We start from the raw sequence: 23,639 nt of genomic DNA, 5'->3' as shown, positions 1-23,639 counted from the left end.
ATGGCGGACAAACGCAGCGCGGGTCTTCTGGTCTTCCGTCGCACGGCGGACGAGGGCGTCGAGGTACTGATCGGTCATATGGGCGGGCCCTTCTGGGAGTCCCGCGAGGAGGAGGCCTGGTCGATTCCCAAGGGGCAGTACGAGCCCGACGAGACGCCCGAGGACGCGGCGCGGCGGGAGTTCCTCGAGGAGCTGGGGCTCGCGGCGCCGGACGGCGAGTGGGTGCCGCTCGGCGAGGCCAGGCAGCGGAACGGAAAGCTCGTCACCATCTGGGCCGTCGAGGGCGATATCGACCTGGAGCGGGTCGTTCCGGGCACCTTCAGGATGGAGTGGCCGCCCCGGTCGGGTGTCATGGCGGAGTTCCCCGAGATCGACCGGGTGGGCTGGTTCGCCCCCGAGACGGCCGCTCCGCTGCTGGTCACAGGGCAGCGGGTCTTTCTTGAACGGCTGCGCGAGCACCTCGACGGGCGGGGCTGAGCCCGATTGTCAGACCCGTGCGAGAGGGTGGTGAGCGCCGAACTGTCGAGAGGGAGCCCGACATGACCACGTTCACCGCAACCGAGCGCGCGGCGGCCCAGGCGTACCTGCGTCTGCTGGAGTCCACCCAGGCCGTGCTGACCGACCCGCAGCTCGCCCCGTACGCGGGGGTGATGCTCACCCATCCGATGGCGGAGGCGGACGAGGCGCTGCGCGCCGCGGGCCTCTCCGGCAACGAGGACCGGCTCCTGCGGATCGTCTCCTCCTTGCGGGCCTCCCCCGCGACGGTGTGGGGGCGCACCGGCTGAGCCGGGGCGCCCCCGGGGGAGTCACCGGCGGGCGTCAGGCTCCCGGGCGGACGGGGAGGGCGCGGACGCTGTTGCCGACGAAGCCGGCGTGGCGGGTCAGCTCGCTCTCGGGGACGGCGAGGTCGAGGCCGGGGAAGCGGGTGAACAGCGCTTCCAGGGCGATCTCGGCCTCCATCCGGGCGAGCGGCGCGCCCAGGCAGTAGTGGGGGCCGTGGCCGAGGGAGAGGTGCTTCACCGTCGGGGTGCGGGTGATGTCGAAGCGGTCGGCGTCCGGGCCGTGCGCCTTCGTGTCACGGCCGGCCGCCGAGTATCCGGCGAGGACGGGGGTGCCCCGGGGGATGAGGGTGCCGTCGACCGTCAGGTCGCGGGTGGGGTAGCGGAACGGGAAGGAGCTGACCGGGCTGTCCCAGCGGAGGGTCTCCTCCACCACGTCCGCCCAGGTGGCGCGGCCCTCGACGACGAGGGCGAGCTGGTCCCGGTGGGCGCAGAGCGCCCGGACGGCGTTGGTGACGAGGTTCAGGGTGGTCTCGTGGCCCGCGATGATCATCAGGACCAGGGTGCCGATGAGCTCGGGCTGGCTGAGCTTGTCGCCGCCCTCGTCCCGGGCGGCGATGAGGGCGCTGATGAGGTCGTCGCCGGGGGCGGCGGCCTTGGCCGCGGCGATGGAGCCGAGGAGCTCGGCGAGTTCGCGGTTGGTGGCGACGGACTGCTCGGGCCCGGTGTCGGTGGCGACGACCAGGCTGGTCAGCTGGTGCAGCCGGTCCTGGTGGACGGGGTCGACGCCGAGGAGTTCGCAGATGACGCCGAGCGGCAGCGGAAGCGCGTAGTTGCGGCGCAGGTCGGCGACGCCGTCACCGTCGTGGGCGGCGTCGGCGAGCCGGTCGAGCAGTCCCGCGGTGACCGCCTCCACGCGCGGGCGGAGCCGCTCGACCCGCCGGGCGGTGAACGCGCTGCTGACCAGGGTCCGCAGTCGCCGGTGGTCGGCGCCGTCGGCGGTGGTCATGCCGGGCACGGTGGCGAAGGTCAGCAGCGGCCAGCCTTCGGGTATGCGTCCTTCGGCGAGCGCGGTGAAGTGGTGCGGGGCCTTGGCGACGTCGGGGTGGGTGAGGAAGTCCCGCAGGGCGTCGTGGCCGAGGACCGCCATGCCCTCGATCTCGCCGGGCAGGATCACCGGGGTGACGGCGCCCTCGGCGAGCAGCCGCGCGTTCGCCGCGTGCGGGCAGCCGCCCGCCGCGTCCATGCGGTACGGGGTGCGGTCCGGGGCGGAGCTGTGCGGTGTGTTCAAGAAGGGACTCCTGACTGCGGATGCGGACCGTTCGGCTCGCGGGCGGTCAGATCCTAGGGCCTCCGGTCGACGAGCCGACCGGTCAACCGGTGGTCGTTCGTGTGGAGTTGTGCCCCGCCTCGCCGCGAGCCGGCGGACCGCTGTGGCCGCTGTGGCCGCCGGGGTCGCTGTGGCCGCCGGGGCCGCTTCGGCCGAGGAGTTCGGCCAGGCCGCGGCGGGTGGCGGCGACGACGACCCGGTCCCCGGGGACGAGGACCCGCTCCGGTGGCAGCCGCCAGCTCTGGTCCGTGGCCGCCGCTCCGGGGTTCGTACGCCCCTGGGTGCCGTCGAGGGCGATGACCCGCCAGGCGCCGGGGACGAAGGCGTCGGCGACCGTGCGGCCGTCGAGGAGGGGGTGGGCGGCGACGTCCACGGCGGCGAAGAGCAGGACGCGGCGCTCGACGGGGACCGCGCCGAGGATCTGGCGGCCCATCATGGCGCCGGCGAAGGCGGGCGCGGCGAGGTGGGAGACGCTGCGGCTGCGGGTGACGGCGGTGGGGTGGGCGGTGCGCAGGGTGCGGAAGACGGCGGTGGAGAAGTCGTCGTCGTAGAGGCGCAGCACGATCCGGAGGTCCGGGGTGACGGAGCGGGCGGAGAGCGCGGCCTCCAGGTTGGTGATGTCGACGCTGGTCAGGGCGAGCAGGGCGTGGGCGCGGTGGATTCGGGCTGCCTCGAGGACGCCTTCCTCCGTGACGTCGCCGATGACGGTGGGGACGCGCAGCCGGCGGGCGACGGCGATGCCGCGGGCCTCCGGGTCGGACTCGACGCAGACCACGGGGATGCCGAGCCGGCGGAGCCGGGCCAGGACCCGGGTGCCGACCTTGCCGAGGCCGAGGAGGACGACGTGCCCGGAGAGGCCGCGGGGCGGGCGGCGCAGGGTGGTCGCCGTGCGGAAGGTGCCGAGGCCTTCGAGGAGGGCGGCGACGATCACCGGCAGCAGGAGCAGCCCGACGAACCCGGCGAGGATCTGGAGCAGCTGGCGGCTCGTCGGCTCGCCGACGGCCGGGTCCCCGATGGCGAAGATGTCGAGCAGCGTCAGATAGGCGGCGTGCAGGGGGTGGTCGCCGGTGGTGAACGTGGAGGCGAGGGCGAGCGCGAGGACGGCGCCGGCGGCTCCGGCGAGCGACCAGCGGAGGCGGCGGGAGAAGAGGGAGGCGACGGGCAGGGCCGAGGCGGCCAGGCGGCCCGTCGGCGGGGCCTGGGCCGCCGGTGTGACGGCTTCGAGGGTGACGGCGGCGCGGCCGGCGGCGGCGGCCACCGTGCGGTCGTCGGGGAGGAGCCGGGGGCCGGCGTCGCCGCTGCGTTCGGACCCCTCGCAGCCCGCCGGGTCGCCGGCGGTGGCCGAGAGCAGCGCCAGGGTGCAGAGGCCGGGGTCGGGCGCCTCGCCCGCGCGGGGCGGCCGGTCGACCGCGTGGAACAGTAGCCCGCCCGCCTGCACGACCTTGCTGGTTCCCGCGACGGCGGCCGCGGCGAGCCCGGGTGCGGCGGTGTCGACGTCGGACAGGACCGTGGTGGCGGCGTCGAGCTTCTCGGGGTCGAGGCCCGGTTCGGCGACGGCGGCCGCCTGGTCGAGGAGCGTTTCGAGGTGCTGGCCCAGCTTGCGGTTGTAGAGCCGGATGACCAGGCGCACTCGGGGGTTGAGGCGGCGGGCGGTGAGCGCGGCCCGGATGTTGGTCTCGTCGTCCTCGTGGACGAGCGCGAGCGCGGCGGCCCGCTCCACGCCGGCGTCCGTCAGGGCCCGGTCGTCCGCGTCGGCGGCCTCCACGATCCGCAGGGTGCCCGGGGCTTCGCCGTCGCCGCCGGCCGTCGCCGGACCGGCCGCGGTGGTGCGGGTGACGGCGGCGGTCACCCGGCCGAACAGGGCCAGCGCGCGGCCGGTCCGGGCGGCGGGCGCGCGGGGCGCTTCGGGCGGTGCCGGCACCAGGAGGGTGACCCGCTCGCCGTACACCTCGTGGAGTTCGCGCGCGAGGCGGTGGGCGAGGGCGTCGTCGCCGCAGACGAGCATGTGCCCGGCGGCGGCGCGCGGCTGCCGGTCGCCCCGGAGGGCGGGCGCCCCGAAGGGGCCCGCTGCGCCCGGGGCGGGGGCGGGCACGCCGTGGGGCCCGGCGGCGCCGGGGGCGGGCGGCCGGGCGGGTCCTGGCAGGGGCCTGGGGGGCGGCGCGGTAGGGCCGCTTCCTTCGCCGTCGGCCGGAACGGCGTTGCTCTGCTGCGGGTGTGAGGGCACGTCACAAGAATGCCCTGCGCCACCGACAGCGGTCCGGGCGGCCTTGCGCCACCCGGGCGGACGCACGACGCGCCGCCGTAGGGCTCGTTCGCTACGCCGGTCGGCGCACTCCGGTCTGCGGGTTCGGCACCGCCTTCCTACGGTGACCGAATGATCGTCACGTCAGCTGTCCGTCATGTCTGCGCCGGGACCGCGGCGCTGCTGCTCCTGCTGCCGAGTTCGGCGGCCGTCGCCTCCTGCGCCTGGATCGGTGAACCCACCCCGCCCGCACGGCAGTACGTCGATCCCGCCCGGCTCGACCGGCCGGGTACCCAGGTGCAGCCGCTGCGGGGCGCGCCCCGGGTCCCTTCGGTGTCGGCGCTGTCGTGGGTGGTGGCGGACGCCTCGACGGGCGAGGTGCTCGCCGCGCGGAACGCGCACCGGCGGATGCCGCCGGCCAGCACCCTGAAGACGCTGTTCGCCCTCACCGCGCTCCCCCACCACGAACCCTCCGAACGGCACACGGTGGCCGATGCCGAGCTGACGGGGATCGGGGACGGCAGCAGCCTGGTCGGGGTCAAGGAGGGGTACACGTACAAGGTCTCGGACCTGTGGAACGGGGTCTTCCTCAGCTCCGGGAACGACGCCGTGCACGTGCTGGCCGCGATGAACGGCGGCTGGGACTCGATGGCCCGCCAGATGCAGGAGAAGGCCAGGTCCCTCGGGGCCCGCGACACCCATGTGGTCTCCCCCGACGGCTACGACGCCCCCGGTCAGGTGTCCTCCGCGTACGACCTGGCGCTCTTCGGGCGGGCCGGGCTCCAGGACGCCGAGTTCACCCGGTACTGCTCGACCCCGTACGCCGACTTCCCGGCCGGGTCGTGGTCGTACGGCATCGCCAACACCAACCGGCTGCTCACCGGCGCGGACGGCGTGGCCCGCTACCCCGGCCTCCTCGGCATCAAGAACGGCTACACCAGCAACGCGGGCAACACCCTGATCTCGGCGGCCAAGCGGGGCGACCGCACGCTGGTCGTGTCCGTCATGAACCCGCAGGACGGTGGTGGCCTCGCCGTGTACGAGGAGGCCCGCTCGCTCCTCGACTGGGGCTTCGACGCCGCGTCGAAGGTCCGGCCGGTGGGCTCGCTGCTCCCGGCTCCGGCGAAGGAGGCCGCGGGTCCGGGCGCCGCCCGTGCCGTCGCCGTGGCGGGAGGCGGCGCGCCGGCGGCCGGTCCGGCGCACGGTGCCGAGGCCGTGGCGGCGCCGGGGGACGAGGAGGCGCCGTCGGGTGTCTCGGCCGGGCTGCCGCTGGCTCTGGTCGCCTCGGCGTGCGCGGCGGCGATCGGGCTGTGGGGGTGGCGGCGCAGGGCGGCGCACCGGGGTTGAGGGGTGCGCCCGCCGTCGGGTCAGGCGCCGACGTACTCGGCGAGGTGTTCGCCGGTGAGGGTGGAGCGGCGGGAGACGAGGTCGGCGGGCGGGCCCTGGTAGACGACGCGGCCGCCGTCGTGGCCGGCGCCGGGGCCGAGGTCGATGATCCAGTCGGCGTGGGCCATGACGGCGGGGTGGTGTTCGACGACGATGACGGACTTGCCGGAGTCGACGAGCCGGTCGAGCAGGCCGAGGAGCTGTTCGACGTCGGCGAGGTGGAGGCCGGTGGTCGGCTCGTCGAGGACGTAGACGCCGCCCTTCTCGGCCATGTGCGTGGCCAGCTTGAGCCGTTGCCGTTCGCCGCCGGAGAGGGTGGTGAGCGGTTGGCCGAGGGAGACGTAGCCGAGGCCGACGTCGGAGAGGCGTTCCAGGATGCGCTGGGCGGCGGGGGTGCGGGCCTCGCCGGCGCCGAAGAACTCCTCGGCCTCGTCGACCGGCATCGCGAGGACCTCGCTGATGTCGCGGCCGCCCAGGTGGTATTCGAGCACCGAGGCCTGGAACCGCTTGCCCTCGCAGTCCTCGCAGGTGCTCGCGACGCCGGCCATCATGGCGAGGTCGGTGTAGATGACGCCGGCGCCGTTGCAGGTGGGGCAGGCGCCTTCGGAGTTGGCGCTGAACAGGGCGGGCTTGACGCCGTTGGCCTTGGCGAACGCCTTGCGGATGGGGTCGAGCAGGCCGGTGTACGTCGCCGGGTTGCTGCGGCGCGAGCCGCGGATCGGGCTCTGGTCGACCGAGACGACCTCCTCGCCGGCCGGGACGGATCCGTGGACGAGGGAGCTCTTGCCGGAGCCGGCGACGCCGGTGACCACGCAGAGCACGCCGAGCGGGATGTCGACGTCGACCTTGCGGAGGTTGTGGGCGGTCGCGCCCCGGATCTCCAGCGCGCCGGTGGGTTCGCGCACGGTGTCCTTGAGGGCGGCGCGGTCGCCGAAGTGGCGGCCGGTGACGGTGTCGCCGTCGCGGAGGCCGTCGACGGTCCCCTCGAAGCAGACGGTGCCGCCGGCCGTGCCGGCGCCGGGGCCGAGGTCGACGACGTGGTCGGCGATCGCGATGGTCTGCGGTTTGTGTTCGACGACGAGCACCGTGTTGCCCTTGTCGCGCAGCCGCAGGAGGAGGTCGTTCATGCGGTTGATGTCGTGGGGGTGCAGGCCGGTGGTGGGTTCGTCGAAGACGTAGGTGACGTCGGTGAGGGAGGAGCCGAGGTGGCGGATCATCTTGACGCGCTGGGCCTCGCCGCCGGAGAGCGTGCCCGAGGGCCGGTCGAGGGAGAGGTAGCCGAGGCCGATCTCGACGAAGGAGTCGAGGGTCTCGCGGAGCGCGGTGAGCAGCGGTGCGACGGAGGGTTCGTCGAGGCCGCGGACCCAGTCGGCGAGGTCGCTGATCTGCATCGCGCAGATGTCGGCGATGCTCTTCCGCTTGATCTTGGACGCCCTGGCTCCCTCTGCGAGGCGGGTGCCGTCGCAGTCGGGGCAGGTGGTGAAGGTGACGGCGCGCTCGACGAAGGCGCGGATGTGCGGCTGCATGCCTTCCTTGTCCTTGGCCAGGAAGGACTTCTGGATGCGCGGGACGAGTCCCTCGTAGGTCATGTTGATGCCGGCGATCTTCATTCTCTCCGGCTCGTGGTGGAGGAAGTCGTGGAGTTCCCGTTTGGTGTACCGGCGGATGGGCTTGTCGGGGTCGACGAGGCCCGACTCGCTGTAGAGGCGGTAGTTCCAGCCGCCCGTGGTGTAGCCGGGGATGGTGAGGGCGCCGTCGGCGAGCGATTTGGTGTCGTCGTACAGCTGGGTGAGGTCGATGTCGGAGACCGTGCCGCGGCCCTCGCAACGGGGGCACATGCCGCCGGTGCGGCTGAAGGTCGCCTTGACGGCCTTCTTGGTGCCGCGTTCGACGGTGATGGCGCCGCTGGCGCGGACGGAGGGGACGTTGAAGGCGTAGGCGCTGGGCGGGCCGATGTGCGGCTTCCCGAGGCGGCTGAAGAGGATGCGGAGCATGGCGTTGGCGTCGGTGGCGGTGCCGACGGTGGAGCGGGGGTCGGCGCCGAGGCGCTGCTGGTCGACGATGATCGCCGTGGTGAGGCCTTCGAGGACGTCGACCTCGGGGCGGGCGAGCGTCGGCATGAAGCCCTGGACGAAGGCGCTGTACGTCTCGTTGATGAGCCGCTGTGACTCGGCGGCGATGGTGTCGAACACCAGGGAGCTCTTGCCCGATCCGGAGACGCCGGTGAAGACGGTGAGGCGGCGCTTGGGGATCTCGATGCTGACGTCCTTGAGGTTGTTCACCCGCGCCCCGTGCACCCGGATCATGTTCTGCCGGTCGGCGGCGTGCGGGGCCGGGCTCCCTCCGGCTGCCTTCGCGGTCCCTTTCCTCGCGCTGTCCGTCCTGCGCGCCTTGGTCGCCATCGTGTCTCCATCCGCCGGGCGGGCCGAAGCGTGGGCCGGCGCGCCCGGTGCGGGGCCGGCGCGCGACGCACCCCGCCACGCTAACCGCGGCCCGGTGGGCGCGCTTGTCGGCGCCGGGCCGGCGGCCCCGTCAGCGGTACCAGGGCCGGGGCCGGGCGGAGCCGGTCACGTAGCGCTCGGCCGCGTGCACCGCCTCGTGGGCGGTGCGCTCCCCCATCAGCACGCACAGCGTGTACACGGTGTCCTCGAAGCGCCGGCGGGCCGACAGGTCGCACGGGCTGGCCAGCACGGTCCGCTCCTGGGTGCGGTAGTGCCGGAGCAGCCGGTCGACCGTGTTCCGGTCGGGCAGCAGCATGACGTTTCTCCTGTCTCCTGCCCTCATCCTCCCGGCCGTCGGCCACCCTCGCGACCGACATGGACACGCTGAGTGACGGGGTGGGGCGGCCGGCCGCTCCGGGTGCGCGCGGGCCGCCCATGGCGGAGGGTCGGGGGCATGAACCCGAGCACGATGCAGAGGGTGGTCGTCACCGGCGCCACCGGCAATGTGGGGACGAGTCTGGTGCGGGCCCTGGCGGCCGAACCGCGGGTCGGTTCGGTCCTCGGTCTCGCGCGGCGCAGGCCGGGTCTCGAACTGCCGGGCGTCGAGTGGGCCGAGGTCGACCTCTCCCGGGACGGCGACGAGCCCCGGCTGGAGCGGTACGTGGCGGACGCGGACGCGGTGATCCACCTGGCCTGGCGCTTCGGGCCGACCCACGATCCGGTGGAGACCTGGCGCACCAACGTGCTCGGTGCGGTGCGCGTCTTCGACGCGGTCGCCGCGGCCCGGGTGCCGGTGCTGGTCCACGCCTCGTCGGTCGGCGCGTACTCCCCCGGGCCCGAGGGCGGCGCCCCGGTCTCCGAGGCGTGGCCGACGCACGGCTGGCCCGGCGCCGCGTACACCCGCGAGAAGTCCTATCTGGAGCGGGTCCTCGACACCTTCGAGCGCGACCATCCGCAGATCAGGGTGGTGCGGATGCGGCCCGCTTTCCTGTTCAAGGAGGAGTCCGCGAGCGGGCAGCGGCGGATCTTCGCCGGGCGTTTCTTCCCCGGGCAGCTGATGCGCCCCGATCTGCTGCCGCTGCTGCCCGAGTTCGACGGGCTGCGGTTCCAGGTCCTCCACACGGACGACGCGGCCGACGCGTACCGCCGGGCGCTCCTGCGGGACGTGCGCGGCGCCTTCAACCTCGCCGCCGATCCGGTGCTCGACGGGCCCACCCTGGGGCGCCTGCTGAACGCGCGGCCCGTGAAGGTGCCGGCCGGAGCCGTCCGCGGCGCCCTGTCCGCCGCCTGGCGCCTCCGTCTCGTGCCGGCCTCCCCCGGGCTCTTCGAGGCCTTGCGGCACCTCCCGCTGCTCGCCACCGAACGGGCGCGGCGTGAGCTGGAGTGGGAGCCTGCGGCGACCGCCGAGGAGGCGCTGGCGGCGTTCCTGCGCGGTGTGCGGGTGGGCGCGGGCGACGATACGGCTCCGATGGCGGGGCACCGGATCGGCTGAGCCCGGGGGCGCGGGCGCTTGTGCGTCCGCGTCCCCGACGCGTGCCGCGCGGTGGCGGCGGCCGTCAGTTCGCCGCCGCCCAGTCGACGATCCGGATGGCGGCGCCGGCGGCCTCGCGGCCGCGACAGTGCGCGCGGTGGCGGCGCAGGACGGCGTCGATGTCGAGGTGGCGGCCGAACTCGGGCTGTGCGGCGAGGCGTTGGGCGTAGGCCCAGAGCGCGGGGTGCGCGGCGACGCGTTCCATGGCGGCGGCGTCCAGGTGCCAGCGGTGGACGGTGTCGAGCTGGACGAGGGTGACCCAGACGTGGACGTCGGCGGCGCTCGGCGCCTCGCCGAGCATGTACGGCCCGCGGGCGAGCCGGCGTTCCAGGCGGGCGAGTGCGGCGAAGAGGACGGCCAGCGGGTCGCGGTGGGCGGCTTCGCCGTCGATGCCGAGCTCGCCGGCCCGCTGCGCGGCCCGCTCGACGCTGCGCTCGCACAGGTCGGCGACGGCGTCGATCTCGCGTCGCCGCGCGCTCGGCAGCAGGTCGGGGCCGTCGCCGCGGAAGCGGAGCGCGAGGTCGCGGAGGATGTCGGGGGCGTGGGTGCTGACGATCCGTCCGGTCCAGCCGTCGCTGAGGACGGGCCCGGCGGCGGGCCCGGTGTAGAGGTGGGCGCTCGCCTCGTAGAGCGGGCGGAGCGCGTCGTATCCGCCGTCGGGCGTGTCGGGGGTCTCGGGCAGGACGGTGAGCGGGAGCGTGTCGTCGAGTCCGAGCAGGGCGTGGGTCACGGCGATCCTCAGACAGCCGGCTGTGGAGGGGGCCACGTGGAGGCGGTAGCGGTGCGGGACGGCGTAGTGGCCGCTGGCGGCGTCGCTGCCGATCCGGCCGCGGAAGACGGGGGTGGCGGAGGCGGGCAGGAGCGAGGAGGGGACGACGGACATGTTTCTCCCTTGGGGGTGCTCGGGCCGGGTCCGGGCGGTGCCCGACGGCGCCGGTCGCGGGCAGGGCGAACGGCACCGGCGCGGGGCCCGGAGGCGGCGGAGGTACGGGAAGAACAGGACGTGCGGGAAGCGGCGGCGGGTGACGGGGCCTCGGCGTGTCGCCGTGCCGGGCGGCGCCACCACCCCGTTCGCTGCCTGCCGGGAGGGTTCCGGGCGGGCGGCCCGGATTGCCGGGCGGCTCTAAGCGGCGCTGCAGACCCGGAGCAGGTCGATGTGGCGGCGGGAGGTGAGGGGCAGGGAGTGCGGGATGGGCTCGGCGTGTCTCGTGTCCCGCCGGCCGCTGCGTCCCATGGTTCCCTACCCGTTCGCTCGGATTTCCCGTGGTCGAGTCTCGGGCCGCCCACCGGCGGCGTCAAGGGTGCGGTACGGGCCGCCTGTCGCGGCGCGGCGGTCCGGCCCGCCCGGATCGCGGAGGGCCCCGAGGGCCGCGACCCGGCGGGCGGGTGCGCGGGCCGCCGTCACACCGGTGCGGAATAATGCCCGCATGCGCATTTCAGCCAGGGCCGACTACGCGGTGCGGGCAGCCCTCCAGCTCGCCGCCTCCCAGGATTCGGGGCCGCTGAAGGCCGAGACGATCGCCGAGGGGCAGGGCATCTCGCACAAGTTCCTGGAGGGGATCCTCGGCGACATGCGCAAGGGCGGTCTCGTGGAGAGCCAGCGCGGCGGCAACGGCGGCTACTGGCTCGCCAGGCCCGCCGAGACGATCTCCGTCGCGGACGTGATCCGCTGCGTGGACGGCCCGCTGGTCTCCGTACGCGGGGAGCGGCCTCCGGAGCTGTCCTACACGGGGCCGGCCGAGTCCCTGCTGACCCTCTGGATCGCCCTCCGGGCCGGTGTCCGTGAGGTCCTCGGCGTCTCGCTCGCCGAGGTGGCGGGGGCCAAGCTGCCGGACCGGGTCGTCGCGCTCGCGGACGACCCGGAGGCCTGGACCAACCCCTGACCGGCCTGGCGAACCCCTGACCGGCTTGGCGAACCGCCGCCGACCTGCGGCGACTTGACGTCATCTCATCCACCAAGACACCCCTGTCCAGCTTACGGACGCCTCTTGGGGCCTGCCCCTCTCCTCTGCCACTATCCCTAGTGTTCCAGTGGGGATACGAGAGATCAGGTGAGGTGACGTGAGTACGCCGAGGACAGCGCCGAAGAGACCCGCCCCGCACAACGCCTCCGCACCGGCCTGTCGCGCCGCCGACGACGAGATCTGGCCGCGCGTCACCCGCGAACTCGCCGACGACCTCGCCGTCGACGCCCTCGCCAGGGACCGGGCCGGCAAAGCCCCCTTCGACGAGGTCGCCCGACTCCAGGAGGCGGGGCTGCCCGCCCTGCTCACCGCACCGGGCCCGGACCGGCGCGGCGCCGACTGGCGCGCCGCCTGCGCCGTCATACGCGAGATAGCCGCGGCCGACGGATCGGTGGGCGAACTCCTCGCCCACCACTACGCGTTGTCCTGGAGCAGCCGCTTCTTCGGCCCCGACCCTGCGGGGAACCCGACACCCCTCGACGTGTGTACGGCCGAGGAGCGCTGGCTGCTCGCCGGCGGCATCGAGCCGCCGCGCGGCGGCACCGACCCCGGGCTCACGCTGACGCCCGCCCAGGGCGCCGGTGCCGGCGGCTGGTTCCTCGAAGGCCGGCGCCCGTTCGCCTCGGGGGTGACCGTCGCCGACCGGCTCGTCGTCGGCGCCCGCCCCGCCGACGGCGGGGATCTGCTGGTCGTCCTGGTGGACCCGGACCATCCGGGCGTGCGCACGGAGACCGGCCCCGACCGGGTCGGGCAGCGCCTGGCCGGTGCCGGGACCGTCACCTTCGAGCGCGTACCGGTGGAGCCCGGGCAGGTCCTCGGCACCCTCCCCCACGACGAGCACGCCGTGGCCCCGTTCACCGCCCTCGCGCCGCTGGCCCTGCGGCTGCTGCTCGTGCAGGTGGGGCTCGGCATCGCCGAGGGCGCGCTCGCCGAGGCCAGGGACATCAGCCGCGCCGGGCAGGCCGCACCGCCACCGGCCGGCCCGGCGGGAGTCCCGACGCCCACGGACGGCGCCGCCCCGGTCGTGGCCGGGGACGACCCGTACCTCCTCCTCGCGTACGGGGAGCTGGCGACGGCCGCGCACGCGGCGGCGGCCGTGGTGGAGCGGGCGACGGACGCCCTGGCGCACGGGCTGCTCGCCGGGCGGGCGCTCGGCCCGGAGGAGCGGGCCGACATCGCGGTCCTGGTGGCGGCGGCCGAGGCCGTCACCGGCCGGGCGGCCGTCCACATCACCACCCGCGTCCTCGAACTCGTCGACGCCCCCGCGGCCGCCGAGACGCTCGGCGCCGCCCCCGGCTTCGACCGCTTCTGGCGCAACGCCCGCGCCCTCACCGCCCCCACCCAGGCCGCCCACCGGCTCCGGGACATCGGGGACCACTACCTGAACGGCACCCACGCCCGGCTCACCCTGCGGGCCTGACCGCGCCCGCCGCGGGGCCCGGCGGCGTACGAAGGGACGGACGGTCCGGCATGTCGGGACGTCCGGCCCTCTCGTCGAACGGCCGATGGGCCCAAGCTGGACTCAGCAGGGCCGGCCGGCCGGCGGGCCCGTCACCGCACCGACGGAGGCAGCCTGATGAGTCGTGAGATCGTCGCAGGAGTGGACGGTTCCCCGGAGAGCCTCGCGGCGGCCGACTGGGCCGCCCGCGAGGCCCTCCGCCGGGGGCTGCCGCTACGGCTCGCGCACGCCTGGCGCTGGGAACCCCTCGACATCCCGCTCGTCCAGGACCCCGAGACCCAGCAACGCGCCGCGTACGGCGTCCTGAACGAGGCCGAGGCCACGGTCGCGGCACGCCACCCGGAACTCGCGCTCACCACCCGGCTGGTCCCCGACACCCCGGTCGCCGCGCTGCTCGCCGCCGAGGAGAACGCCGAGATGCTGGTCATCGGTTCGCGCGGGCACGGCGCCGTGGCCGGCTTCCTGCTCGGCTCGTACGGCCAGCAGATCATCGCCGGCGCCACCGGCCCCGTGGTCGCCGTCCGCTCCCGCGACGGCGAGCAGGCCGAACCGCCCGCCGGGTACGTCCTGGTCGGCCAGCTCGGCGACCCCGAGGACAGCGCCGCCGCCCTGGGCTTCGCGTTCGAGACCGCCGCCGCGCGCGGGGCGGCGGTGCGGGCCGTCCGCGCCTGGAGCCTGCCGCCCCTCTACGCGTACAGCCCGGCCTCGATGCGGCTCGCCGACGAGGCCGGCGGGCTCGTCCCGTACGAGGAGAAGGCGCTGCGCGAGGCCCTGGCGCCGTGGCGCGAGCGGTTCCCTGACGTGCCGGTGACGGAGCACGTCGAACTGGGCAGCGCGGGACAGGTGCTGCTCGCCGCCTCCGGGGCCGCCCAGCTCCTGGTGGTGGGCCGCAGGGCCCGGCGTGGCGCGATCGGCCCGCGGATCGGTTCCGTGGCGCACGCGGCGCTCCACCTCGCGCCCTGCCCGGTGGCGGTGATCCCGCAGGGCTGAAAAGCTCGGACGTGGGTTGACTCGTCGTGTTGACGGAGAGTGTCGGGGCGGCCGGGGCCGGAAAGTGTTACCGCCGTCGCCCCGGTGGCCCGTACGGCACCGGACCCTCCGGCGACCTCGGCGAGAGAGCGGAGCTCCATGCGGCACCACGACCGTCCCGGCCACCACGACCATCCCGACGTCACTGACGTCACCGACGTCACCGACGAGTTGGCTCCGGCGCGCGTGAGCGGCCGGCACCGCAGGAGCGGCGGGGTGCGGCGCCGTGACACCGCCCGCCCCTCCTTCCGCACCTCCGTCGTGCTCGGCGGGGCCGCCGCCCTGATCGCGGTGGTGACCGGCATGTACGTGGCGTCCCCGGCCCCGGCGGTCTCGCCGGCCGCGTCGCCGGCCGGCGCCCGGGCGGCGGCCGGGAAGGCGGGGCAGTTCGTGCAGGAGGTGGTGAGGCTCGCGAACGCCGAGCGGGACAAGGCCGGTTGCGGGCCGGTGCGGTCCGAGAGCCATCTGCGGGCGGCGGCGCAGGGGCATGCCGACGACATGGCGGCGCGTGACTACTACGAGCACGACACCCCGGAGGGGCGTGACGCGGGCGACCGGATCACCGGCGCCGGGTACGCGTGGTCGACGTGGGGGGAGAACATCCACCGGGGGCCCAAGACGCCGGCCCGCGCCATGGAGGACTGGATGGACAGTCCGGGCCATCGGACGAACATCCTCAACTGCGCCTTCAAGGACATCGGCGTCGGCGTGACGCTGACCGCCAACGGCCCCTGGTGGGTCCAGGACTTCGGCGCCAGACGCTGACCCGCGGGCGCGTCGGGACACCGGCGCGTCAGGAGGCGGGTGCGGCCAGTTTCTGCACCCAGATCGTGCCGCCGGGACCGGGCGCCGACGCCACGCCGGTGTCCCGGTACCGGCAGTTCAGCATGTTCTCCTCGTGCATGGCGCCGTCGGTCCAGTCGTCGACGACCTCCGCCGGGTCGGACGGACCGCGGGCCAGGTTCTCGGCCCAGGCGCTCCAGTCGTACCCGGCGGCGGTGATGCGCACGTCCGCGAAGTCGCCCTCCGGGCTGCTGTGGCTGTAGTAGCCGCGCGCGGCCATGTCCCGGGCGTACGAGCGGGCCGCCGCGACGAGTCGCGGATCGGTGTGCAGCGGGGCGCAACCGGCCGCCGCCCGGAGCCGGTTGACCCGGGCCGTGAGCCGCTCCTCGGCGGTGGGCCGCGGGGGCGGCGGCGTGGTCCTGCGGGGTTTCGGCGCCCGGGTCGTCGGTGCCGGGGCGGCGACGGTCGCCGCGGGGGCGGTGGTCGGGGTCGCGGAGGGCGGGGGCGCGGCGACGGGCCGGGCGGGGGTCACCGGGGTCTCGGGCTGCCGGGGTACGAGGAGGGCGGCGGCTCCGAGGACGGCGACGGCCGCGGCCCCGGCGACGCAGGCGCGGCGGACCGGCGTCCACCGGGAGGCGGTCTCGAAGGAGTCGGGCTGGGTGCCGGTATCGAAGGTCACCGGCTGGGAGGCGGTCTCGAAGGCGACGGGCTGGGTGGCGAGGGGTTCCGCGCCGTGCAGGGCGCCGGCGGCGAGCGGGGGTACGAGGCCGATGCCGACGAGCAGGCCCTCGACGGGGGCGAGTCCGCGGCGGCCGGTGACGCGGCCGGTGCAGGCGGCGCAGCCGCGCAGGTGCCGGGCTATGCGTTTGCGCCAGAGCGGGGAGGGGCGGCCGTCCCAGGGGGTGAGGGTGTCGGCGAGTTCGGGGCAGCGCGGGACGGCGTCCAGGGCGCGGACCACGGCGCGGCCGGTCTCCAGTCGTTCCTTCATGCGCTGGATCCGGACGGCGGCGTGCTGCGGGGAGATGCCGCCGAGGCCTTCGGCGACCTCGGCGCGGTCGAGTTCCCCGGCGGCTTCGAGCCACCACAGGGAGAGGAGTTCGCGGTCGTCCTCGTCGAGCCAGCGGGTGGCGCGGGCCACGTCGCGGCGCTGCCCGGAGAGGCCGAGGCGGAGGATGGTGAGTTCTGTGAAGTCGCCGGCCGGGTCGGCGAGGTCGGCGGCCCGGTCGAGGCCGGGTTCGGGTGCCTGCTGGCGTTCGCGCCAGCGGCGCCGTATGCCGTTCATGGCGATGGCGACGAGCCAGGAGCGGAAGCGTTCGGGGTCGCGGAGGCCGGTGAGGCCGTCAAGGGCGCGGACCATCGTCTCCTGGACGATGTCGTCGGTGTCGGCGTGGCCGTCGAGGGCGCGGCCGACGATGTTGTGGACGAGGGGCAGGTAAGCGCGGACCAGTGCGTCCCTGGCGTCCGCGTCACCGGCCCTGGCCGCTTCCACCAGCGCGGTGGTGCGGCGCTCGTCGCTGTGCATGGGTCTGCTCCCTCTTCCCTGGTCCGAGTCCCCCGTCGTTCGGAGACCCGTGGGAGCGGGAGGGATAACACTTTTCTTCCTGTGGTGCCCGGTGACCTTACACCGGTGGTGCCGCGGGCAGGGTGGGGACGGTGGCCCCGTTCCCTTCCCGTACGGCGGCCACGACGGCATCGTGCAGGTCGCGGCTCTCCTCCTCCGTCGCGCACGGAACGGGACTGCCCGACATGGTGAACCAGTCGGATGCGCCGCTGTACTGCACGGCCACGCGTGCCTCCCGCTCGGCGAACGTCGTGTGCACGGTCAGATCGCCCGTGACGACGCCCGCCTCGTCGGTCAGCACCCCACCTCGCCCGGTGTAGACACCGGCGGTCGTCCAAGATGCCCAGCTCATCCATCCAGGTTCACACCCGGACGGCGGATGCGCCACCGACGGGCGGAGACCCCACGAAACCGCCCCGATCCGTCTACGGAAACCGCCCCGGCCGGAGGGATTCCGGCCGGGGCGGTCTGGTGTCACTCCCGCGTCACGGCGTTCAGGCGAGGGACGCGATGGCCTCGTTCAGCGTGGCGGACGGGCGCATCACGGCCGCGGCCTTGGCCGGGTCGGGCTGGTAGTAGCCGCCGATGTCGGCCGGGGAGCCCTGGACGGCGTTCAGCTCGTCGACGATCTTCTGCTCGTTGGCGGAGAGGGTCTCGGCGAGCGGCGCGAAGGCCTTGGCCAGGTCGGCGTCCTCGGTCTGGGCGGCCAGCTCCTGGGCCCAGTACAGGCCGAGGTAGAAGTGGCTGCCGCGGTTGTCGATGCCGCCGATGCGACGGGTCGGCGACTTGTCCTCGTTGAGGAAGGTGCCGGTGGCGCGGTCGAGGGTGTCGGCGAGGACCTGGGCGCGGGCGTTGCCCGTGGTGGTCGCGAGGTGCTCGAAGGAGGCGGCCAGGGCGAAGAACTCGCCGAGGCTGTCCCAGCGGAGGTAGTTCTCCTTGACGAGCTGCTGGACGTGCTTCGGGGCGGAGCCGCCGGCGCCGGTCTCGAAGAGGCCGCCGCCCGCCATCAGCGGGACGACAGACAGCATCTTGGCGCTGGTGCCCAGCTCCAGGATCGGGAAGAGGTCGGTCAGGTAGTCGCGCAGGACGTTGCCGGTGACGGAGATGGTGTCCTCGCCGCGGCGGATGCGCTCCAGGGAGAACTTCGTCGCCTCGACCGGGGACAGGATCTTGATGTCCAGGCCCTCGGTGTCGTGCTGCGCGAGGTACTCGTTGACCTTGGCGATCAGCTGCGCGTCGTGGGCGCGGTTCTCGTCCAGCCAGAAGACGGCCGGGGCGCCGGTGGCGCGGGCGCGGGTGACGGCGAGCTTGACCCAGTCCTGGATGGGCAGGTCCTTGGTCTGGCAGGCGCGGAAGATGTCGCCCTCGGCGACCTCCTGCTCCAGGAGGACGTTGCCCGCGGCGTCGACGAGGCGGACGGTGCCGGCCTCGGCGATCTCGAAGGTCTTGTCGTGGGAGCCGTACTCCTCGGCCTTCTGCGCCATGAGGCCGACGTTCGGGACGGAGCCCATGGTGGACGGGTCGAAGGCGCCGTGGGCGCGGCAGTCCTCGATGACGGCCTGGTAAACGCCCGAGTAGCTGTGGTCCGGGAGGACCGCGAGGGTGTCGGCCTCCTGGCCGTCCGGGCCCCACATGTGGCCGGAGGTGCGGATCATGGCCGGCATCGAGGCGTCGACGATGACGTCGGACGGCACGTGCAGGTTGGTGATGCCCTTGTCGGAGTCGACCATCGCGAGGGCCGGGCCCTCGGCGAGCTCGGCCTCGAAGGCGGCCTTGATCTCGGCGCCGAGGCCGTGCGGGATGGCGTCGAGGCCACCGAGGACGGTGCCGAGGCCGTCGTTCGGGGAGAGGCCGGCGGCGGCGAGGACCTCGCCGTACTTCGCGAAGGTGTTCGGGAAGAAGGCGCGGACGACGTGGCCGAAGACGATCGGGTCGGAGACCTTCATCATCGTGGCCTTGAGGTGCACGGAGAAGAGGACGTCCTCGGCCTTGGCGCGGGCGACCTGCTCGCTCAGGAAGGTGCGGAGGGCGGCGGCGCGCATGACGGCGGCGTCGACGACCTCGCCGGCGATGACCTTCAGCGGGGCGCGGAGCTCGCTGACGGTGCCGTCGGCGGCGGTGAACTCGAAGCGAAGGGTGTCGTCGGCGGCGATGACGACGGACTTCTCCGTGGAGGCGAAGTCGTTCTCGCTCATGGTGGCGACGTTGGTCTTGGACTCGGGGGTCCAGGCACCCATGCGGTGCGGGTGGTTCTTGGCGTAGTTCTTGACCGAGCCGGGGGCGCGGCGGTCGGAGTTGCCCTCGCGCAGGACCGGGTTGACGGCCGAGCCCTTGACCTTGTCGTAGCGGGCGCGGACGTCCTTGTCCTGGTCCGTCTGCGGGTCGTCCGGGTAGTCCGGGAGGGCGTAGCCCTGCGCCTGGAGCTCGGCGATCGCGGCCTTCAGCTGCGGGATGGACGCCGAGATGTTCGGCAGCTTGATGATGTTGGCTTCGGGCGTCTTGGCCAGCTCGCCGAGCTCGGTGAGGGCGTCGGCGATGCGCTGGCCCTCCTCCAGGAACTCGGGGAAGAGGGCGATGATGCGGCCCGCGAGGGAGATGTCCCGCGTCTCGACCGTGACTCCGGCCTGCGAGGCGTACGCCTGGATCACGGGCAGGAACGAGTACGTCGCCAGGGCGGGCGCCTCGTCAGTGTGGGTGTAGATGATGGTCGAGTCAGTCACCGGGTGCTCCGCTCCACGTCTGCGTATGCGAGATTGCTCGACATCAAGATATCTCGTGATCGAGGTCGTCCGTAAAGGGCCCCACGGGCTCGCTCTCCCGCTGGACCCCCGCGGCCTCCACGAAGGGGCCGCCGAGGCGGTACGGGGCGGGGGCGCCGTCGACGTCGACGCGGCGCAGCAGCCCCAGCAGGATCAGGCCCGTGGCGGCCGTCACACCGGCGGCGAGGGCCTGGCCGCAGCGGTGGGCGAGCCGGAGCTCGGCGGGGTCGTAGGGCGCGGTGGCGGGCAGCGCGAGGGTGTCGCCGAGCAGCCAGAAGCCGGCGCCGAGGCCCGCCGCGGCGAGCAGCGCGAGCGGCACGGTCAGGGGCAGGCCGGGCACGAGGGGTCCGCGCCGGGGGCCGGGGCGGACCTTGCCCTTGCGGGCGAGGAAGGCAAGGAGGCCGCATTCCACGGCGAGGACGACGAGGGCGGCGGCGATGACGTCGCCGGGCCGGTGCCGCCCCGAGGCGATGGTGTAGGCGCCGACGGCGACGGCCCAGAGGGTGCCGGCGCCGACGGCGATGCCCCGGAGCCGGTAGGGGACGACGAGGACCAGGCCGAAGGCGATGCCGAGGGCGAGCGTGGTCTGGGCGCTGGGGAAGCCGCTGGGGAGGAGGGCGCCCGCCGTGTCGTGGAGGCGGGGGCGGGGGGCGTACCGCTGGAGCAGGCCGGTGACGGCGAGGGCCGTGACGAGAGCGCCCGCCGCGGCCCCGGTGAGCGCGTAGCGCTTGCGTATCAGGCCCGCGGCGAGGAGGAGGAAGCAGCCGGCGGCGAGCGAGAAGGTGGTGAGGCCGGCGAGCGAGGGGTGCTCGCGCAGCAGGGTGACGGCCGTGCCGTCGGCGCGCCGGCCGGTGACGGCGGCGTCGCCCCAGCGGCGGCCGGTCGCGGTGAGCACGAGGCCGGCGTAGACGACCGTGAGGAGGAGGACCGCCCCGAGGCAGGCACGCCGGGTCCGGGTGCGGACCCGGGTGCTGAAGGAGCCGGCGGCCTCGCCGGCCACGGCGGCGTACCACCAGGTGTCACCGGTCTCCAGCGGCCTCTGGGTGCCGCCGGCGCGGAGCCTGTCATAGGAAGCCATGCCCCGATTCGAACCCACGCGCGGCTGCCCCGCCCGCTGGACTCACCCGAACGACACGCCGGGGGCCGCCAGGGGTGTCCTGGTCAGCGCTCGCGGGGCGGGCGCTGACCGAGGACGAGGAGGATGAGGCCCATGAGCAGGCCGAGGACGGTGGACACGCCGAGGCCGGAGCGGACGGCCGGGTCGTCGGAGAAGGGTGTGACCGCCTGGACGGCGAAGGCGGCGGCCAGGAGCAGCTGGCCTCGGCCGTAGAGGCCCGTGCGGAAGACGCGGTGCCGGAGCCAGGGCCAGACCCAGCCGCTGCGGATGGCGGCGACGCCGCCGATGGCGAGGACGAGCGCGAGCGCGCCCGGGACGACGGCGTACCAGTGCATGAGCCACCCCCTGGAGCCCGGCCCCCTGCCGGGTGCGCGTGATCATGCCACAGCGAGGTGACGGGAGCGGTCGCGGTCGTGCCGGCGCGTCCCGTAGAGCGTGAACGCGGTGTTCACCAGGGCCACGTGGCTGAGGGCCTGCGGCATGTTGCCGAGCTGGCGGCCGGCGACCGGGTCCCATTCCTCGGCGAGGAGGCCGACGTCGTTGCGGACGTCGAGGACCCGCTCGAAGACGGTGCGGGCCTCGTGGGGGCGGCCGGTCATGGCGAGCGCGTCGGCGTACCAGAACGTGCAGGCGACGAAGGCCCCTTCGGTGCCGCCGAGGTCGTCGAGGGCGTGGGTGCCGCCGTCGCTCGCGTCTCCGTACCGGCGCAGGAATCCGTGCTCGTCGAGGCGTTCCATCGCGCGCACGGTGCCGAGGACGCGCGGGTCGCCGGCGGGCAGGAAGCCGAGGCGGGGGATCAGCAGGGCGGTGGCGTCGACCTGGTGGCTTCCGTAGGACTGGGTGAAGGAGTCCTGTTCGTCGCTCCAGCCCCGGGTGCAGATCTCCTCGTGCAGTTCCCGGCGCAGCGCCTGCCAGCGGTGGACGGAACCGCGCAGTCCGGCGACGCGGGCGAGGCGGACGGCGCGGTCGGCGGCCACCCAGGCCATCACCTTGGAGTGGACGAAGTGGCGGCGCGGGCCCCGGACTTCCCAGATGCCCTCGTCGGGTTCCCGCCAGCGTTCGCCGAGGTATTCGAGGAGCGCGGCGACCAGGGCCCAGGTGGCGGGGTCGAGGACGACGCCGGCGCGGACGGCCGAGTAGACGGTGTTGAGCACCTCGCCGTAGATGTCGAGCTGGAACTGGTCGACGGCCGCGTTGCCGAATCTGACGGGCCGTGAATCCTCGTAGCCCGGCAGCCAGTCGGCGTGGGTCTCGGGCAGCCGGCGCTGACCCTCGACCCCGTACAGCGGCTGGAGGTCGGCGGGGTCGCCGGCGACGGCCCGCAGCAGCCACGCCGTCCACGCCAGCGCCTCCCTGCGGAACCCGCCGCGCAGCAGACAGGACAAGGTGAAGGTGGAGTCGCGCAGCCAGCAGAAGCGGTAGTCCCAGTTGCGCTGCCCGCCGATGGACTCGGGCAGCGAGGCGGTGGCCGCGGCGACGACCCCGCCGGTCGGCGCGTAGGTCAGCGCCTTCAGGGTGAGCAGCGAGCGGATGACGGCTTCCCTGGCCGGGCCGTCGTAACGCAGCGCGGCGGCCCAGTCGTTCCAGAACGCGAGGGTTCGGGTGAGCGCGGCCTCGATCCCCGCCGGCGCCACGGGAGCGGGCGGGGCGGCGTGCGAGGGCCGCCAGCCGAGGGTGAACGCGACGCGGCGCCCGGGTGTGACGGTGAAGTCGAAGGTGGTGCGGTCCGGGGTGACGACCGGGTCGACGCCGGGGCCGCAGGACAGGTAGGCGGCGTCGGGTCCGGCGATCGAGGCCACGGTACGGCGGTCCACGGAACGGGTCCAGGGCACGATGCTGCCGTGATGGAAGCGGACCCTCAACTCCCCCCGCATCGGGACCCGTCCGGCGATGCCCTCGACCACCCGGAAGATCGTCGGGGCGCCTTCGCCGAGGGAACGCGGCGGCATGAAGTCGGTGACGCGGACCGATCCTGAGACGGATTCCCAGACGGTGTCGAGGACGAGCGTGTCTCCCCGGTAGCCCCGCCGCGTGCACCGGGATCCGTCGGCGGGGGCGAGCAGCCACCGGCCGTGCCCGGGGGTTCCGAGGAGGGCGGCGAGACAGGCCGGCGAGTCGAAGCGGGGGGCGCACCACCAGTCGACGGACCCGTCGGTCCCCACGAGCGCCGCGGTCTCCAGGTCACCGACGAGGGCGTAGTCCTCAATTCGCCCTGCCATGACGGGATTGTATGCCCGGCGGAGACGGCATGCATAAACTTCCGCGCATTCACGGGGAATGACCGGCGGTGACCAGGCTGTTCAGCGCGGGAATTCCTTCGCGGTGAACCGCATATCCTTCCGCTCTTCTTGACGCTTTCACCCTCCGCGCAGGATTCTGGAAGACGCGGGTCCGCCGCGCGGAAGGCCGTACCCATGAGTAGCGAATCGCACCCCCTGCGCCGGTCGACCGACCGCGCTCCCGGGTCCGGCGGGCGGACGGTCAGTCTCGTCCTCACGATCCGCCCCGGCCACGGGGATGCGGGCCGCGACCTCGACGCCCTGCTCGATCAGGTGCCGTCGAGCGTGCGGGAGGTGGTGCTCGTCGGGGCCCCGGCCGGTTTCGGCGACGGCGGGAAGCGACCCGGGCCGATCGTGCGGAGCCTGGGGGCGTGGGACGTCGAGAAGGGCGACACCCCGCACGCGGGACTGCTCGCGGCGACCGGCGATCTGATCGTCCTGATGAATGCCGACGGCAGTATGTCGCCGCACGAGATCCCGCATTTCCTGCACTATCTGGAAAACGGCTACGACTTCGTCAAAGGATCGCGCTTCATCGCCGGCGGCGATGTCGCCGCCTCTTCGCTGGTGCGGCGCGTGGGGCACCGCGCGCTCCTGCGCGTCGCGCGCAGGCTGTACGGCCAGCGGCTCACCGATCTCTGGTACGGATTCTGCGCTTTCCGGCATTCCTTCGTCGATCTCCTCGAACTCCGCGAGGACGGGGTCGAACTCGGCGCGGAACTCGTCGCGCACGCGCTGCACTACGGGCTGCGCGTGGCCGAGGTGCCCAGCCGCGAACTGCCCTGCCGCCACGGGGCGTCGCGCCTCCGCACGGTCCGTGACGGCGCCCGCATCCTCGGCACGCTCCTCGACGAACGGCCGCACAACGCGCTGTCCCGGCTCGCCCACGGCCGCTCCCGCACCTCTCCCGGTTGACGAATCACCCCGGGGAAGCTAAGGCTGGATACAGCGCTATTTCATGACAAGCGTGGCGGAGGCG

At 74.3% G+C, this 23,639-nt stretch carries 20 protein-coding genes; 9 read left to right on the top strand and 11 right to left on the bottom strand.

All coding sequences use genetic code 11. The features are described 5' to 3' along the window. Both ACZ7G1_RS01695 and ACZ7G1_RS01690 read left to right on the top strand, forming a co-directional pair. A complete protein-coding gene (locus tag ACZ7G1_RS01695) occupies positions 1-477 on the top strand; it encodes an NUDIX hydrolase (protein ID WP_470877602.1) in 477 nt (158 codons plus the stop codon). Between the two features lie 62 nt (positions 478-539). Continuing rightward, positions 540-785, top strand: coding sequence for a hypothetical protein (locus ACZ7G1_RS01690; RefSeq protein ID WP_470877601.1), 246 nt, complete (start codon positions 540-542; stop codon positions 783-785). 34 nt (positions 786-819) lie between these two features. Here ACZ7G1_RS01690 and ACZ7G1_RS01685 read toward each other — a convergent pair whose 3' ends face one another. Both ACZ7G1_RS01685 and ACZ7G1_RS01680 read right to left on the bottom strand, forming a co-directional pair. Further along, positions 820-2,025, bottom strand: coding sequence for a cytochrome P450 family protein (locus ACZ7G1_RS01685; RefSeq protein WP_470877711.1), 1,206 nt, complete (start codon positions 2,023-2,025; stop codon positions 820-822). A 127-nt stretch (positions 2,026-2,152) separates the two neighbouring features. Continuing rightward, the gene (locus tag ACZ7G1_RS01680; RefSeq protein WP_470877710.1) at positions 2,153-4,114 is read right to left on the bottom strand and encodes a potassium channel family protein; all 1,962 of its coding nucleotides are present in this window, start codon (positions 4,112-4,114) and stop codon (positions 2,153-2,155) included. 369 nt (positions 4,115-4,483) lie between these two features. Between ACZ7G1_RS01680 and ACZ7G1_RS01675 the strand changes: the two genes are divergently transcribed. Then, the gene (locus ACZ7G1_RS01675; protein WP_470877600.1) at positions 4,484-5,698 is read left to right on the top strand and encodes a D-alanyl-D-alanine carboxypeptidase family protein; all 1,215 of its coding nucleotides are present in this window, start codon (positions 4,484-4,486) and stop codon (positions 5,696-5,698) included. Between the two features lie 20 nt (positions 5,699-5,718). On the opposite strand, the gene ACZ7G1_RS01670 is transcribed toward ACZ7G1_RS01675, so the two are convergent. Next, entirely contained in the window at positions 5,719-8,139 is a 2,421-nt protein-coding gene (locus ACZ7G1_RS01670) for an ATP-binding cassette domain-containing protein (RefSeq protein WP_470877599.1), read from the bottom strand. Positions 8,140-8,269: 130 nt separating this feature from the next. Beyond that, positions 8,270-8,494, bottom strand: a complete 225-nt coding sequence (locus tag ACZ7G1_RS01665) for a DUF5133 domain-containing protein (RefSeq protein ID WP_470877598.1) — start codon at positions 8,492-8,494, stop codon at positions 8,270-8,272. Positions 8,495-8,632: 138 nt separating this feature from the next. On the opposite strand from ACZ7G1_RS01665, the gene ACZ7G1_RS01660 reads away from it, so the two are divergent. Beyond that, positions 8,633-9,670, top strand: a complete 1,038-nt coding sequence (locus ACZ7G1_RS01660; RefSeq protein WP_470877597.1) for an NAD-dependent epimerase/dehydratase family protein — start codon at positions 8,633-8,635, stop codon at positions 9,668-9,670. 64 nt (positions 9,671-9,734) lie between these two features. On the opposite strand, the gene ACZ7G1_RS01655 is transcribed toward ACZ7G1_RS01660, so the two are convergent. Further along, positions 9,735-10,592 carry a glutathione S-transferase C-terminal domain-containing protein gene (locus tag ACZ7G1_RS01655; protein ID WP_470877596.1) on the bottom strand — a complete coding sequence of 286 codons (858 nt, stop codon included), beginning with the start codon at positions 10,590-10,592 and terminating at the stop codon, positions 9,735-9,737. 544 nt (positions 10,593-11,136) lie between these two features. On the opposite strand from ACZ7G1_RS01655, the gene ACZ7G1_RS01650 reads away from it, so the two are divergent. From ACZ7G1_RS01650 to ACZ7G1_RS01635, 4 genes are all read left to right on the top strand, one after another. Beyond that, a complete protein-coding gene (locus ACZ7G1_RS01650; RefSeq protein WP_470877595.1) occupies positions 11,137-11,592 on the top strand; it encodes an RrF2 family transcriptional regulator in 456 nt (151 codons plus the stop codon). Positions 11,593-11,770: 178 nt separating this feature from the next. Next, positions 11,771-13,093 carry an acyl-CoA dehydrogenase family protein gene (locus ACZ7G1_RS01645; protein ID WP_470877594.1) on the top strand — a complete coding sequence of 441 codons (1,323 nt, stop codon included), beginning with the start codon at positions 11,771-11,773 and terminating at the stop codon, positions 13,091-13,093. A 156-nt stretch (positions 13,094-13,249) separates the two neighbouring features. Next, the gene (locus ACZ7G1_RS01640; RefSeq protein ID WP_470877593.1) at positions 13,250-14,122 is read left to right on the top strand and encodes a universal stress protein; all 873 of its coding nucleotides are present in this window, start codon (positions 13,250-13,252) and stop codon (positions 14,120-14,122) included. Between the two features lie 138 nt (positions 14,123-14,260). Continuing rightward, positions 14,261-14,926 (top strand): CAP domain-containing protein, encoded by a 666-nt coding sequence (locus ACZ7G1_RS01635; RefSeq protein ID WP_470877592.1) that lies wholly within the window; start codon positions 14,261-14,263, stop codon positions 14,924-14,926. 28 nt (positions 14,927-14,954) lie between these two features. On the opposite strand, the gene ACZ7G1_RS01630 is transcribed toward ACZ7G1_RS01635, so the two are convergent. The 6 genes from ACZ7G1_RS01630 to ACZ7G1_RS01605 form a co-directional block, all read right to left on the bottom strand. Continuing rightward, complete coding sequence (locus ACZ7G1_RS01630) at positions 14,955-16,466, bottom strand: sigma-70 family RNA polymerase sigma factor (protein WP_470877591.1); 1,512 nt, start codon at positions 16,464-16,466, stop codon at positions 14,955-14,957. A 97-nt stretch (positions 16,467-16,563) separates the two neighbouring features. Next, positions 16,564-16,857, bottom strand: a complete 294-nt coding sequence (locus ACZ7G1_RS01625; protein WP_470877590.1) for a hypothetical protein — start codon at positions 16,855-16,857, stop codon at positions 16,564-16,566. A gap of 142 nt (positions 16,858-16,999) precedes the next feature. Then, complete coding sequence (locus ACZ7G1_RS01620; RefSeq protein ID WP_470877589.1) at positions 17,000-19,225, bottom strand: NADP-dependent isocitrate dehydrogenase; 2,226 nt, start codon at positions 19,223-19,225, stop codon at positions 17,000-17,002. Between the two features lie 43 nt (positions 19,226-19,268). Beyond that, entirely contained in the window at positions 19,269-20,342 is a 1,074-nt protein-coding gene (locus ACZ7G1_RS01615; protein ID WP_470877588.1) for a phosphatase PAP2 family protein, read from the bottom strand. 83 nt (positions 20,343-20,425) lie between these two features. Next, complete coding sequence (locus ACZ7G1_RS01610) at positions 20,426-20,716, bottom strand: hypothetical protein (protein ID WP_470877587.1); 291 nt, start codon at positions 20,714-20,716, stop codon at positions 20,426-20,428. 42 nt (positions 20,717-20,758) lie between these two features. Then, the gene (locus ACZ7G1_RS01605) at positions 20,759-22,600 is read right to left on the bottom strand and encodes a glycoside hydrolase family 15 protein (protein ID WP_470877586.1); all 1,842 of its coding nucleotides are present in this window, start codon (positions 22,598-22,600) and stop codon (positions 20,759-20,761) included. Between the two features lie 195 nt (positions 22,601-22,795). Here ACZ7G1_RS01605 and ACZ7G1_RS01600 point away from each other — a divergent pair, with 195 nt between their 5' ends. Next, the gene (locus tag ACZ7G1_RS01600) at positions 22,796-23,575 is read left to right on the top strand and encodes a glycosyltransferase family 2 protein (RefSeq protein WP_470877585.1); all 780 of its coding nucleotides are present in this window, start codon (positions 22,796-22,798) and stop codon (positions 23,573-23,575) included. Positions 23,576-23,639 lie beyond the last annotated feature (64 nt).

The sequence above is a fragment of the Streptomyces sp. NPDC037273 genome, assembly GCF_055603625.1.
This window is presented reverse-complemented; position numbering and strand designations above follow the sequence as displayed.

What these genes read in the sequence shown, in the direction of transcription:
- ACZ7G1_RS01695 (WP_470877602.1), top strand. Translation starts at nt 1, where the DNA reads ATGGCGGACAAACGCAGCGCGGGTCTTCTGGTCTTCCGTCGCACGGCG.
- ACZ7G1_RS01690 (WP_470877601.1), top strand. Translation starts at nt 540, where the DNA reads ATGACCACGTTCACCGCAACCGAGCGCGCGGCGGCCCAGGCGTACCTG.
- ACZ7G1_RS01685 (WP_470877711.1), bottom strand. Translation starts at nt 2,025, where the DNA reads ATGGACGCGGCGGGCGGCTGCCCGCACGCGGCGAACGCGCGGCTGCTC.
- ACZ7G1_RS01680 (WP_470877710.1), bottom strand. Translation starts at nt 4,114, where the DNA reads ATGCTCGTCTGCGGCGACGACGCCCTCGCCCACCGCCTCGCGCGCGAA.
- ACZ7G1_RS01675 (WP_470877600.1), top strand. Translation starts at nt 4,484, where the DNA reads ATGATCGTCACGTCAGCTGTCCGTCATGTCTGCGCCGGGACCGCGGCG.
- ACZ7G1_RS01670 (WP_470877599.1), bottom strand. Translation starts at nt 8,139, where the DNA reads ATGGCGACCAAGGCGCGCAGGACGGACAGCGCGAGGAAAGGGACCGCG.
- ACZ7G1_RS01665 (WP_470877598.1), bottom strand. Translation starts at nt 8,494, where the DNA reads ATGCTGCTGCCCGACCGGAACACGGTCGACCGGCTGCTCCGGCACTAC.
- ACZ7G1_RS01660 (WP_470877597.1), top strand. Translation starts at nt 8,633, where the DNA reads ATGAACCCGAGCACGATGCAGAGGGTGGTCGTCACCGGCGCCACCGGC.
- ACZ7G1_RS01655 (WP_470877596.1), bottom strand. Translation starts at nt 10,592, where the DNA reads ATGTCCGTCGTCCCCTCCTCGCTCCTGCCCGCCTCCGCCACCCCCGTC.
- ACZ7G1_RS01650 (WP_470877595.1), top strand. Translation starts at nt 11,137, where the DNA reads ATGCGCATTTCAGCCAGGGCCGACTACGCGGTGCGGGCAGCCCTCCAG.
- ACZ7G1_RS01640 (WP_470877593.1), top strand. Translation starts at nt 13,250, where the DNA reads ATGAGTCGTGAGATCGTCGCAGGAGTGGACGGTTCCCCGGAGAGCCTC.
- ACZ7G1_RS01635 (WP_470877592.1), top strand. Translation starts at nt 14,261, where the DNA reads ATGCGGCACCACGACCGTCCCGGCCACCACGACCATCCCGACGTCACT.
- ACZ7G1_RS01630 (WP_470877591.1), bottom strand. Translation starts at nt 16,466, where the DNA reads ATGCACAGCGACGAGCGCCGCACCACCGCGCTGGTGGAAGCGGCCAGG.
- ACZ7G1_RS01625 (WP_470877590.1), bottom strand. Translation starts at nt 16,857, where the DNA reads ATGAGCTGGGCATCTTGGACGACCGCCGGTGTCTACACCGGGCGAGGT.
- ACZ7G1_RS01615 (WP_470877588.1), bottom strand. Translation starts at nt 20,342, where the DNA reads ATGGCTTCCTATGACAGGCTCCGCGCCGGCGGCACCCAGAGGCCGCTG.
- ACZ7G1_RS01610 (WP_470877587.1), bottom strand. Translation starts at nt 20,716, where the DNA reads ATGCACTGGTACGCCGTCGTCCCGGGCGCGCTCGCGCTCGTCCTCGCC.
- ACZ7G1_RS01605 (WP_470877586.1), bottom strand. Translation starts at nt 22,600, where the DNA reads ATGGCAGGGCGAATTGAGGACTACGCCCTCGTCGGTGACCTGGAGACC.
- ACZ7G1_RS01600 (WP_470877585.1), top strand. Translation starts at nt 22,796, where the DNA reads ATGAGTAGCGAATCGCACCCCCTGCGCCGGTCGACCGACCGCGCTCCC.